This is a genomic window from Micromonospora sonneratiae (assembly GCF_042679305.1).
Lineage (GTDB): Bacteria > Actinomycetota > Actinomycetes > Mycobacteriales > Micromonosporaceae > Micromonospora_H > Micromonospora_H sonneratiae.
In genome coordinates this window covers 1-11,565 of record NZ_JBHTMP010000117.1, presented here as the reverse complement: position 1 = coordinate 11,565, position 11,565 = coordinate 1, and the positions used below count along the sequence as shown (strand labels likewise).

The following is an 11,565-nucleotide window of genomic DNA, read 5'->3' as shown; positions in this document are numbered from 1 at the left end:
GATATCTCACCCCTTCGGTGTAATCGATCAACCCTCGCCGTGTCACCACGCCACGCTGATCAACCCCACAACAGACCCCAGCCTTTCAACTTCTGTAGTGCTCCCCACGCACGTGGGGGTGTTCCGCGCACCTACGCGGACCGGGGATCCGCCCGTGCGTGCTCCCCACGCACGTGGGGGTGTTCCGTACATAGACGGGGTCGGTGGCCAGGCACGGCAGTGCTCCCCACGCACGTGGGGGTGTTCCGCGCGCGGATCTGGATTTTGTCGCCGGGTACGAGTGCTCCCCACGCACGTGGGGGTGTTCCGTGCACAGCGATCTGGCTGAAGAGCATCAGCAAGTGCTCCCCACGCACGTGGGGGTGTTCCGGCTGGGCTGAGACGGGTACCGCCGCCGACAGCGTGCTCCCCACGCACGTGGGGGTGTTCCGGGGGAGAAATGTTCGACAAAGTCGCGGCCATGTGCTCCCCACGCACGTGGGGGTGTTCCGCTTGTCGACTTCTTCGAGTGCCATCCGGGTTTGTGCTCCCCACGCACGTGGGGGTGTTCCGCCGAGGGCCGGTGCTGTCACACCGGCCCTACCGTGCTCCCCACGCACGTGGGGGTGTTCCTGTTGTCTACGTCAACCATTAGCGGATAGCGTCGTGCTCCCCACGCACGTGGGGGTGTTCCTTGCTCGATTCGTGGACCGGTCCGATTATCCAGGTGCTCCCCACGCACGTGGGGGTGTTCCGACGTGCAACGGCGAGGGAACCAAGCGCGTCCCGTGCTCCCCACGCACGTGGGGGTGTTCCGAAGTAGTGCCCTCAAGCGGGCAGGGACTCCAGCGTGCTCCCCACGCACGTGGGGGTGTTCCGGCGCACTCGGCTGCTCGCGCTGCGGCGACGGCGTGCTCCCCACGCACGTGGGGGTGTTCCGTAGTGACCGTCACTGAAACCGACTTGCCAGGCTTACTCGCCATCCGTCACCTCCGGTTCGCCAATGCGGGGTACGCGCTGCCAGGGCGGCGATGTTCGGCAGCCTGAATCACGGTCCGTAGTCACCACCGTTGCGGGGGTCGTTGAAGCGATTTACGACCTCGCGGAGACCGGTCCCTGTCAGGACGGCACGCAGCATCTCGTGCGGGTGCTCGGCGTGGCTGTCGTAGCGGTACCGCTGCCTGACGAAGGCACTGCCGGTCCAGTAGCTGTCGGCCGCGTACAGTGTGCCGGGTTCGGCGTCCGGATTGACCTGCAGATACTGCCACTGGGCACGCTTTCGGCGTACCACGTATTCGCCGACGTACCAGGCGGCCTGCATCCAGAAGGGCTCGTCCGCGACCCGGTTGTAGTCCTCGACCGTCTGGAAGTTCTCGCGGAGCAGGGCCTCCATCGTGTCCAGGGACTCGGGCTGGAAGTTCCAGTGTTCGATTCCGCCGCCTGCCTCGTCGGCCCAGGTGTAGTAGTAGATGCTGTAGCAGCGGTTGCTCCAGTCGCTGAGCTGTCTGGCGTACGTGACCGCTTCCAGGTCCTCCCGTGCCACCCATGGGGTGGGTGTCCGTTCCGGCTGCCAGCCCGCGTTCTCCTTCTTCCGCTGCCGGGCCCGCACCACGCTTCGCAGGCTACGGGCTGTTTCGGTGAACACCAGACCCGATTTCTCGGTCACGGCCTGGTCGACGATGGTCGACGGTACGACCGGATCCAGCCCCAACACCGGGTCCGGGCGTACGACGGGCAGCCCTGAGGTGCCTGCGTTCTCGTCCCAGTCCCAGCGTCCACCCACCTCGTTCAGCAGGGTCTCGCCGAGATAGCCCGCGACGGACTTCGAGAAGATCGTGTCCAGGTCGCCGCCGTGCGGGTGTTCGAAGTACCAGAGGAGTTCCTTTTCCAGGCGCTTCAGTGAGGGAGACCGGTAGGTGTGCGACCACCGCTCTTCGGTGAAGGTCCCGTAGAGAAGGTCCATGAGTTCGTGCAGGGACTCGACCCACGCGTACAACTCGTAGGCGGGGGAGCCCTGGGGTGCGTCCTTGCCCTGGCTGTAGACATCCATCGGGGCCGGACCCTATGCCCCGGGTCTGACAGGTCGGTCAATCCGTCCCACTGCCGGTCCGGGGCTGCCAGGCGCGGCCCACGGAGTCCGCCTCGGGCATCGTCACACCCAGCACTGTGCAGACCCCCGGTGTCCGGTCAGGGGAGAAGCTCACTCCCGGAAAGATCCGTTGTCGTGCGCTCGTAGCTTGAGAATGTATGTCGCAGTGAGCGCAACGGCACGGTCTTCGTCATGTGACAGGTCCGCGAGGGCACGTGACGCCGTGAGCCCCGGAACGTCCGCGAGCGCCTGTGTCAGCCGTCGGCGGGTAGACGATTCAGTGGTGCCGTCGGCGAGGCATTCGACGAGCCTGGTAGCGATCTGATCCGCCAACGCGGGATCACTCGCCAGCGCGCTGAGTGCATCGGCTGCGTCGACGTCGTTCGTATCGTCGACGATCATGTCGATGAGTGTCGGGACCGCGTCGGCCACTCCACGTATCCCGAGCGCGAGAGCTGCATATCTGCGGACGACGATGTCGGAGTTCGTGAGGGCGTCCTGCAACAGCGCGGTCGCGCCGCCGTTCGGGATCTCGGCGATGGACTGGACGGCGCGTTTCCGTACCTCGGCTGTTGCTGAGCCGAGCCCCTCCGCCAGCAGCGCCAATCCGGCATCGCCCGATTGCGCCAGAGCCCATCGGAGGGCGCCGGCGACGTTCGGGTCCGTCTCGCTCAACGTCGCCTCGACCAGGGCTTCCACTGGCACCGCAACATTTTCGACCGAGGACAGGGCCGCGCGCTGACGCTTCCAGGCGCTCTCCGATCCCAGGGCTTGGAGGAGTGCAACGATCTGGAGGACGTCCTCCCAGTCGGCGGGTTCCGTGGCACCGATGTGATGGAGTCGCGTGAGCAGTTCCGTCTCCGCCGCTATGCGTTCCCGCGTCCGGCGGATGAGGTCGTCGACGAGTTCGGAGGGGGTGAAGTCGGGATCGTCCAGCGCGCGCCCGACTTCACGCAGCGACAGTCCCAATGACCGCAGGCTCTCGATATGGAAGATGCGCCGGATGTCCTCGCTGGAGTACTCGCGATAGCCAGCCTGGGTACGACCCGTTGGCCGTACCAGGCCGAGTGAGTCGTAGTGCCTGAGCATGCGGGCGCTGACTCCGGACCGTCGTGCCACATCACCGATCAACACTGCCTGTCACCCCTCCTGGGCGGTCGTGCCGAGGGCTACGATGCGCTTCGCCTCCTCGATCGCAAACTCGAATCCGGCATCCGGGTTGCGCAGCAGCCGTTCCGTGGCGATCGCGTGTTGACGTACGCGAGGGTCGCGATCCGTCATCGCGGCGTGCAGGATCGGCATGGCCACCTCACCGAGGGTGATCAGCGTCCGGCTGAGGCTCAACTGCGTCTCCCGCTCGCCGCGCCCGAGCTGTGTCGCCAGCACTCCGGCCAACTCGGATTCTTCACCTTCGGGCACGAGTGCGACGGCTGCTCGCCAGGCGCTCCGCGCCACCTCGTCGTCGGCGTCGGTCAGAAGAGTCCGTGTGATCGCCGGCCAGGCCTGCCGGTCCCCGATCTTGGACAGCGTGTGCAACGCCTGGCTTCGTGCCTGCGTACGCTCGGAGCGGAGTTCGTCGACGAGCTTCGGGACCGTCGTCGACGACGGGTGGCGGGTGAGTGCCCAGGTGAGCATTTCGCGTACGTAGAAATCGGGCTCGACCGCGCACCGTTCGACGAGCTTGTCGACGAACTGCGGGTCCGGGGTCGTGCCGACCGCCAGCGCTGCCTGTAGGCGCACCGACGAGCTGCTGTTCTCCAGCCCCTGGAGAACCCGCATCGTGTTCGTGCCCTCTTTCGGCATGGTCATCGGGACCACCTCCTTGGCCACAGTGAAGACCTTGTCACCGTGTCAAGGTCAAGCGGGCACGCTCCGGGAGAGCCGTCGGCTCGGGACCGTCGGCTCCCACGCTGCCGGGGAGAGGGCACCCACGCTGCCAGGGAGAGGGCACCCACGCTGCCAGGGAGAGGGCACCCACGCTGCCAGGGAGAGGGCACCCACGCTGCCGGGGAGAGATGGTGTCAGCGCCCGTTGGGATAGCGACTGGTCAGCTCGGCTCCGATCCGTGCCAGCTCCAACTGGACGGATTGCGGTTCGACCACCTCGATCATCGCGCCCCAGCCGGCGAGGTGCCGGGCGATGTCCAACGGGGTCGGTGCGGCCAGGCGGACCCGGGCCCGCCCGTTGTCGGGCTCGCCCTCGGTGTGGCAGTGCCGGCCGAACTGGTTGCGCAGTACCGGAACGAACCTGGCCTCGACGAGTACGGTCGCCCAGGTACGTGAGCGCTGCTGTTCCACCGCGTCGACGACCTGTTGCCAGGCGGTGCCGAGCGTGAAGTCGTCCGGGCGTTCGGCCGGCTGGTCGGTCGGCTCTGCCGTGCTGATCCGGTCGACCCGGAAGGTGCGCTGTCCTCGTTCCGTACCGGCGATCAGGTACCAGATGTCGTCCTTGTCGACCAGACCCCAGGGGTCGACCAGCCGCTCGGTCTGCTCTCCGGCCCGGTTGGTGTAGGTCAGGCGGACCTTGCGCCGGCGAACCACGGTGGTCTGGAGCAGTTCGACCAGTTCGGGCCGCCACTGGTCACGCCCACTCCAACGGGTGGGGTCGATCACGACAGCGCTGGCGGCGGCCTCGGCGTCGGCCCGGAAGGTCTGCGGCAGCGCCCGTACGAGTTTTCGCAGCGCCGCCTTGGCTTCTTCCGAGACGGCTGCGGCCGGGCCGACGAGCAGGAACAACGCCTGTGCCTCGACGGCCGACAGGCCGCTGAGGTCGGTGCGGGCACCGCCGACCAGCGACCAGCCGCCCCCGCGTCCGGGTTGCGGATATACCGGGATGCCTGCGGCGGACAGCGCCTCCAGGTCCCGGCGGGCGGTGGCCACCGAGACCTCCAGCTCCGTCGCCAGTTCGGCGGCGGTCACCCGGCCCCGGGACTGCATGAGTAGAAGGACGGCGACGAGTCGGTCTGCGCGCATGTCCCCAGAATCCCAGGAAAACTGCTCAGAGGGTGAGCACTTTAGGGCGCAGGATGGTCATCGTCACCCACCGAGGGAAGGAACCATCCATGCTGCGAGGACCGGCCACCGTCAACTTCTGGGTCGACGACCCGGAGGCGGCCAAGCAGTGGTACACCGAACTCCTTGGCGTCGAGCCGTACTTCGAGCGCCCGGGCAACGGACAGCCGGCGGCCTACTACGAGTTCAGGATCGGCGACTACCAGTCCGAACTCGGTCTCATCGACCGGCGGTACGCCCCACCCGGTGCGGCTGCCGCACCCGGGGGCGCGATCCTGCACTGGCACGTCGACGACGTCCAGGCCGCCCTGGACCGGCTGCTGTCCATGGGGGCGACGCCCTACCAGCCGCTCACCGAGTACGGCCCCGGGTTCGTCACCGCATCCGTGATCGACCCCTTCGGCAACGTGCTGGGCATCATGTACAACCGGCACTACCTGGAGGTTCTGGGGCGATGATGCACTTCGAGGATGCCGCCGGATGGCAGTCGTGGCTGGCCGACCACCACGAGTCCCAGACCGAGGCCTGGCTGAAGATCGCCAAGAAGGGTTCGCCCGGTGTCTCGGTCACGTCCGAGCAGGCGCTGGAGGTCTCACTGTGTCATGGCTGGATCGACAGCCACCGCAGGTCGTACGACGAGCACTTCTTCCTCCAGCGGTACTCGCCCCGCCGCAAGGGCAGCCCCTGGTCCCGGGTCAACGTCGAGCGGGTGGAGAAACTGACCGCCGCCGGGCGGATGCGGCCCGCTGGCCTGGCTCAGGTCGCCGCCGCCCAGTCGGACGGCCGTTGGGCGGCGGCCTACACGGCCCAGCGCAACGCCACCGTGCCGACCGATCTGGCTGAGGCGTTGGCGGCCCACCCGCAGGCCGCCAACGCCTTCGAGGCGCTCGACAAGACCGGCCGTTATCGGGTGATCCTGCCGCTGTTGAAGGCCCGGACCCCGGCCGGACGGGCGGCCCGCCTGCACAGGGCGGTTTCCGGCCTGCTGAATCCGTGACGGTCGGCCGTCGCGGCATTGGGCTCGGTCGCCGCTGCCGCCGTACGGTCGACCCCGCTGTCAGGGTGGGCAGGTCGGCGACCGTACCTAGGATGTCGGGATGATCGACGAGCCGTTTCGCCTCACGGTCCTCGGCTGCGCGACGCCGTATCCGAGCGTCGACAACCCGTGCTCCGGCTACCTGCTGTCCAGCGGCGACACCCACGTCTGGATGGATGCCGGTACGGGCACCCTGGGCCCGCTGCAACGGTACGTCCGACTCGACGAGCTGACCGCTGTCTGGATCTCACACCTGCATGCCGACCACAGTGCGGACCTGCTCACCGCGTACTACGGCGCGTTGTTTGCGGATATCCGTCTGCCCGCCCCGATTCCGCTGTACGGCCCACCGGGTATCGCCGACCGGCTGGCCCACTTTCTCACCAACACGACGGTCCGTAGCCCGATCGAATCGGCCTTCGCGGTCACCGAGTTGTACGACGGGCACCGGGTGGACGTCGGTACGTTCAGCCTGACCAGTCGGGCGGTAGCGCACGGCATGCCGGCCTTCGCCCTGCGTGTCGCGACTGCCGGCGGCACGTTGGTCTACTCGGGTGACACGGCACCGTGCGCTGGCCTCACCGAGCTGGCTGGTGGCTGTGACGTGCTGCTGTGTGAGGCCGAGAGCCCACAGGTGCCCACCGAGGGCGAGCGGGTGCACCACACGCCGGAGGACGCCGGTGACACGGCCAGCGCCGCTGGCGTGGGCCGGTTGGTCGTCACGCATGTCGGGCGGTTCCTCACCCCGCAGCAGGCGGTGGCGCGGGCCTCGACCCGGTTCGACGGGCCGGTCGACCACGCCGCCCCGGGCTCCACGTTCGAGATCGGCTAGGCGTCACGTGCCTCGGTCGGCGGTCAGCTGGGGGCCTTGACCTGGCCGTCGTAGGCGATGCTGCGCCAGAGGTCGAACTGTCGGTCGTTGCCGATCAGCGGGTTGCCGACCAGGGCCACGGCGGCGGCCACCTCCTCGTTGTTGCGCAGTTGCCGGAAGTATCCGGGGCCGACCAGGGCGATGCCCCGGTTGGTGGACTGGATCAGTCTCATGTTGTCCTTCCACAGGTCCAGGGGTGGGTTGCCGGTGAGCTGTCGCGCCACGTCGGCGCGCATCGAGTCGAGGTCGATGAAGGACGGGTCGATTTTGCCGCTGGTGCTGGTCTCCCGGTGGCCCCGGGCGTGGCTGGCGTCGCGCCCGAGCCGGCGCAGTACGGCCGCCGTGGCGAGGATCGAGGCGGCGTACTGGGCGGGTGTCATCTGTTGGTTCACGCCGTTGTAGTCGATCTCCCAGCCGACCATCAGGGTGTTGCCGTCGCCGGCCGGGATCGGCCCGCTGCCCCGGCTGGCCCCGGCGTGGTTGGCCCGGCCACCCGAGATGACGTGGAAAACGCCGTGGTAGTCGACGAGGGCGTGGCAGAGCGGGCCGGGCAGGTCGGATCGGCCGTTGATGCAGATGTTCAGTGCCGGGTGGGGGTTGCTGGCGCTCGAGGTGGCCGCCGTGTGGTGCCAGAGCACCCCGATCGGGTCGAACGAACTGCCGGCCACCCGGCCGAGCCAGTTGCCGTGCTCGACGACGGCGACACCGGCCGCGCGGAGTACGTCGGCCAGCCAGGGGACGGTCGCCATCAGCGGCCCAGCAGGTCGGCGAGGCATTCGGGTGCCGAAGTCGTCCCTGCCGCCTGTGCGGGGCGTCCGGCCGGTGCCAGTACGAGGGCGCCGACCGCGAGCGGTACCAGGCCGAACAGGCGGCGACGCCGGATCGGTGCACGCGGCTGGGGAGGCTTTTCCGTGATCATCGAAGCATGTTAACGGATCGATGTGTGCGCGGTAAGTCCCTCCGTCGACGACGAACTGCCGGCTTCGTACCCGGGATCGGACGGGTGTGAACGGTCGTCGCTATCGGCGTCGGCGTAGGTAGAGGGCCGCGACGCCGAATGCGGCAGTCGTGATCGTGCCGGTGGCGGTGATGCCTGCAGTGGCCGTACCGCCGATGCTGCCGCAACTGCTCAGTGCGGTGAGTAGGACCACTGCACCGAGGCCGCTTCCTGCGGCCAGGTAGGTCGCCCGGACCACGGCCGCGTCCTGATGGTCCCTGCCGTCGGTGTCGGGGTCCCTCTCGGGCGTACCGCTGCTCACCGGGTTCCTCCTTCCGTTGGGCATGACCGCTTTGGCGCTCCGTCCAAAGTGGCAGAGGCATCCTGTTGCATGGATGGACAGTATGCCTGCGGGAAGGCGTAAATGGGAATCCCACACGCGATGCGTCTGGCCCTGTCCGGCGGAAGGCCGCAATGCCCTGTCCGGCGGAAGGTCGCAATGCCCTGTCCGACGGAAGATGGCAATGTGGACACGCGATACGGTTGGTCGTTGTGACGAACCTCGAGCTTGATCCGCGCCGTACGGCGCTAGTCCTCGTCGACCTGATGCCGAGGATCATCGCGCTACCGACCGAGCCGTACCCGGGGACGGATGTCCTGGCCCGGTGCCTGACGCTGGCAGCGGCGGTCCGTGCGGCGGGCGGCCTGGTGGTGTTCGTACGGGTGGAGCGCCCCGGTGTCGCCGAGCAGCCGCCGGGCAGCGAGTTGGCTGTCGAGTGTGCGCCCGAGCCGGGTGACGTGCAGATCGTCAAGCGCACGTTGGGCGCGTTCCACAACACCGGGTTGGACGACATCCTGCGTTCGCGGGGCGTCCGGACGGTGGTGCTGGGTGGGCTGGTCACCAACTTCGGTGTGGAGTCGACCGGGCGGGCGGCCGACGAGCACGACTACGACGTGGTGTTCGTGTCCGATGCGATGGCCGGTCTGCACGGGTACGCCCACACCTTCGCTGTGGACTACGTCTTCCCCCGGCTCGGGGTGGTGTGCACCGGTGACGAGTTCCTGGCCTCGCTGGGCTGACGTTGCAGGCGGGGGCGGGAACTGGGCTGACGTCGCAGGCAGGGGCGGGATAGGTTAGGCTCGCCTAATCCCGCCCTACCGAGGAGTCGTCCGATGACTGTTCCCACGCGCGAGATCAAGCTGGTCAGGCATGACCTCACCCCACGGTTGCTGGAGGTCAGCCGGGTCACCCGGATCACCCCTCGGATGGCGCGGGTGACACTGACCGGTGAGGCGCTCGACGGGCTGGCCCACGCCGCGCCGGACGACCACGTGAAGGTGTTCTTCCCACAGTCCGGTGAGCGGCTGCCGGTGATGCCGACGCTTGGGCCGAACGGGATCCAGCCGACCCCGGCGGGGCAGCCGTTGCCCACCTTCCGTGACTACACGATCCGCTACGTCCGCCCGGAGCAGCGCGAGGTGGACATCGACTTCGCACTGCACGGGCACGGTCCGGGTGGGACCTGGGCGGCCCAGGCCAGCCCCGGGGACGTGGTCGGCATGCTCGGTCCACGCGGGTCCCACCTCAACCCGTTGAACTTCGACTGGTATCTGCTGGCCGGGGACGAGACCGCCCTGCCCGCGATCGGTGCCTGGCTCGAGCAACTGCCGGCGGGGGTGCCGGCGTACGTCTTCGTCGAGGTGGCGGACAAGGACGAGGAGCAGCCGTTGCAGACGGCGGCCGACGCGAGGGTCGTGTGGCTGCACCGCGACGACGCCGAGGGCCGCAACCTGCTGGAGGAGGCGATCCGCGAGATCCAGCTGCCCGGCGGCGACGGGTACGTCTGGGTGGCCGGTGAGGCGGGCAACCTCAAGCCGATCCGGCGTTACCTGCGCGGGCTCGGTCTCCCCCGGGAATGGGTCGAGGTCGACGGCTACTGGAAGCGTGGCGTGGTCAACCTCGACCACCACGCGGCCGACGACGACGAGTGACCACCCCACCGGCCGAGGGTCCGGCCGGGCGGTGCTGGGCAGCCGGACGCTGTCGTTGGTCCGGACCGGTCGGCGTTACGGGTTCGCCCCTGATCCGGATTTCTCGGCTCGGATTCTCCTCGCAGATATTCCGGGGATTGGCCTGAGGTGCAGACCCGTCGGATGAGGAATTTCAAAGCCCCGACATAGGCGAACGTCGGACCGACGTTCGGGAATAAGGGCTGGCAAACAGCGAGGTGGAGTCCGACGGATAGGGACTCTGCCTCGCCCGGTCGTGCGCGTACGGCACCCCGCGAGCCACTGTCGTTGCGTGGCTGCGCCGGTAGGCGACGGGCATTCTCCTGGGCCGACGTGCTGCCGTGCCGAGTGCACAACGCGGCCGATTGGCGAGGATGTATCCATCCGTGGTGTTGGATATTGTCCATTTGTGGTGGCAGATGAAGCCATCCCGGACGACGAAGGAAAGAGGGCTACCCACTCCTTTCCCTTTTTAAGGTATAGCGCACCGGGGGGCTTGCGGCAAGACCCGGGTCGTACCGCAGAATCGCTGGCCGAGGCCGGAGCCGGCGAAATGGGGGAGTCGCAGAATGCGGGTGTTGCTGTCGACGTACGGGTCGCGTGGAGACGTCGAACCGTTGGTGGGACTCGCGGTGCGGTTGCGGGACCTCGGTGCGCAGGTGCGGGTGTGCGCGCCGCCGGACGAGGACTTCGCGCAGCGACTGGCCGACGTCGGTGTGCCGATGGTGCCGGTCGGCCGGTCGGCACGTGCACTGACGACCGGGGCGCCGCCACCGTCCTCCCTGCCCGAGCGCGCGGCCGAGGTGATCGCCAGCCAGTTCGACGTGGTCACCTCGGCGGCCGAGGGATGTGACGTACTGGTGGCGACCGGCATGATGCCGGCCGCGGCCGGCGCGCTGTCGGTGGCCGAGAAACTGGGCATCCGCTCGGTGTCCATCACCTTCCAGCAGCTCACCCTGCCGTCGCCGCACCGTCCGCCGCTGGCGTACCCGGGCCGGCCGTTCCCGCCGGAGGTGACCGACAACCGGGTGCTGTGGGACCTGGACGCCCAGAGCAACAACGTGCTGTTTGGTGCGGCGCTCAACACCAACCGGGCGTCGATCGGCCTGCCGCCGGTCGACAACGTCCGCGACTACGTCATCGGCGACCAGCCGTGGCTGGCGACAGACCCGATTCTCGACCAGTGGCTGGAGCCGGCGGACTTCGACGTCGTACAGACCGGGGCGTGGATCCTGCCCGACGAACGTCCACTCCCGGCCGAATTGGTGACGTTCCTGGAGGCCGGCACACCACCGGTGTACGTGGGCTTCGGCAGCATGCCCATGCGCGCAGCGACGGACGTCGCCCGGGTGGCCATCGAGGCCATCCGAGCGCAGGGGCGCCGCGCGGTCGTGGCCCGCGGCTGGGCCGACCTGGACCTGATCGACGACCGGGACGACTGCTTCGTCGTCGGCGAGGTCAACCAGCAGGCGCTGTTCGGCCGGGTGGCCGCCGTCGTGCACCACGGCGGCCAGGGCACCACGATGACGGCCGCCCGGGCCGGCGCACCTCAGGTGGTGGTGCCCCAGGCAGCGGACCAGCCGTACTGGGCCGGCCGGGTGGCCGGGCTCGGCATCGGCGCGGCGCACGACG

The 11,565-nt window shown here is 68.5% G+C and carries 13 protein-coding genes and 1 CRISPR repeat array; of the genes, 6 read left to right on the top strand and 7 right to left on the bottom strand.

Annotation, left to right across the window (positions count from 1 at the left end):
• Nucleotides 1-97: 97 nt before the first annotated feature.
• Nucleotides 98-919: a CRISPR direct-repeat array (repeat unit 29 nt; unit sequence GTGCTCCCCACGCACGTGGGGGTGTTCCG).
• 108 nt (nt 920-1,027) lie between these two features.
• From ACFQ4H_RS33960 to ACFQ4H_RS33945, 4 genes are all read right to left on the bottom strand, one after another.
• Complete coding sequence (locus tag ACFQ4H_RS33960; protein WP_377579230.1) at nt 1,028-2,029, bottom strand: hypothetical protein; 1,002 nt, start codon at nt 2,027-2,029, stop codon at nt 1,028-1,030.
• 150 nt (nt 2,030-2,179) lie between these two features.
• Nucleotides 2,180-3,202, bottom strand: coding sequence for a HEAT repeat domain-containing protein (locus tag ACFQ4H_RS33955; protein ID WP_377579228.1), 1,023 nt, complete (start codon nt 3,200-3,202; stop codon nt 2,180-2,182).
• A gap of 6 nt (nt 3,203-3,208) precedes the next feature.
• Entirely contained in the window at nt 3,209-3,877 is a 669-nt protein-coding gene (locus ACFQ4H_RS33950) for a HEAT repeat domain-containing protein (RefSeq protein ID WP_449289042.1), read from the bottom strand.
• Nucleotides 3,878-4,089: 212 nt separating this feature from the next.
• On the bottom strand, nt 4,090-5,040 hold the full coding sequence (locus ACFQ4H_RS33945) for a helix-turn-helix transcriptional regulator (RefSeq protein ID WP_377579226.1): 951 nt from the start codon (nt 5,038-5,040) through the stop codon (nt 4,090-4,092).
• Nucleotides 5,041-5,129: 89 nt separating this feature from the next.
• Here ACFQ4H_RS33945 and ACFQ4H_RS33940 point away from each other — a divergent pair, with 89 nt between their 5' ends.
• The 3 genes from ACFQ4H_RS33940 (at nt 5,130) to ACFQ4H_RS33930 (ending at nt 6,947) form a co-directional block, all read left to right on the top strand.
• Nucleotides 5,130-5,537 (top strand): VOC family protein, encoded by a 408-nt coding sequence (locus ACFQ4H_RS33940; protein ID WP_377579224.1) that lies wholly within the window; start codon nt 5,130-5,132, stop codon nt 5,535-5,537.
• Nucleotides 5,534-6,076 carry a YdeI/OmpD-associated family protein gene (locus tag ACFQ4H_RS33935; RefSeq protein ID WP_377579222.1) on the top strand — a complete coding sequence of 181 codons (543 nt, stop codon included), beginning with the start codon at nt 5,534-5,536 and terminating at the stop codon, nt 6,074-6,076. Before ACFQ4H_RS33940 ends, ACFQ4H_RS33935 begins: the two co-directional genes overlap by 4 nt.
• A 100-nt stretch (nt 6,077-6,176) precedes the next feature.
• Complete coding sequence (locus ACFQ4H_RS33930) at nt 6,177-6,947, top strand: MBL fold metallo-hydrolase (protein WP_377579220.1); 771 nt, start codon at nt 6,177-6,179, stop codon at nt 6,945-6,947.
• Between the two features lie 23 nt (nt 6,948-6,970).
• On the opposite strand, the gene ACFQ4H_RS33925 is transcribed toward ACFQ4H_RS33930, so the two are convergent.
• From ACFQ4H_RS33925 to ACFQ4H_RS33915, 3 genes are all read right to left on the bottom strand, one after another.
• Nucleotides 6,971-7,735, bottom strand: a complete 765-nt coding sequence (locus ACFQ4H_RS33925; RefSeq protein ID WP_377579218.1) for a peptidoglycan recognition protein family protein — start codon at nt 7,733-7,735, stop codon at nt 6,971-6,973.
• The gene (locus ACFQ4H_RS33920; protein ID WP_377579216.1) at nt 7,735-7,905 is read right to left on the bottom strand and encodes a hypothetical protein; all 171 of its coding nucleotides are present in this window, start codon (nt 7,903-7,905) and stop codon (nt 7,735-7,737) included. The genes ACFQ4H_RS33925 and ACFQ4H_RS33920 overlap by 1 nt, the downstream gene beginning before the upstream one ends.
• A gap of 100 nt (nt 7,906-8,005) precedes the next feature.
• Nucleotides 8,006-8,245 carry a hypothetical protein gene (locus ACFQ4H_RS33915; protein ID WP_377579214.1) on the bottom strand — a complete coding sequence of 80 codons (240 nt, stop codon included), beginning with the start codon at nt 8,243-8,245 and terminating at the stop codon, nt 8,006-8,008.
• A 230-nt stretch (nt 8,246-8,475) separates the two neighbouring features.
• Here ACFQ4H_RS33915 and ACFQ4H_RS33910 point away from each other — a divergent pair, with 230 nt between their 5' ends.
• From ACFQ4H_RS33910 to ACFQ4H_RS33900, 3 genes are all read left to right on the top strand, one after another.
• Nucleotides 8,476-9,003: an isochorismatase family protein gene (locus ACFQ4H_RS33910; protein WP_377579212.1), complete on the top strand. Its 528-nt coding sequence runs from the start codon at nt 8,476-8,478 to the stop codon at nt 9,001-9,003.
• A gap of 93 nt (nt 9,004-9,096) precedes the next feature.
• Nucleotides 9,097-9,915 carry a siderophore-interacting protein gene (locus tag ACFQ4H_RS33905; RefSeq protein WP_377579210.1) on the top strand — a complete coding sequence of 273 codons (819 nt, stop codon included), beginning with the start codon at nt 9,097-9,099 and terminating at the stop codon, nt 9,913-9,915.
• Nucleotides 9,916-10,502: 587 nt separating this feature from the next.
• Nucleotides 10,503-11,565 (top strand): glycosyltransferase (locus tag ACFQ4H_RS33900; protein WP_377579208.1); only part of this gene is annotated, 1,063 nt, incomplete at its 3' end.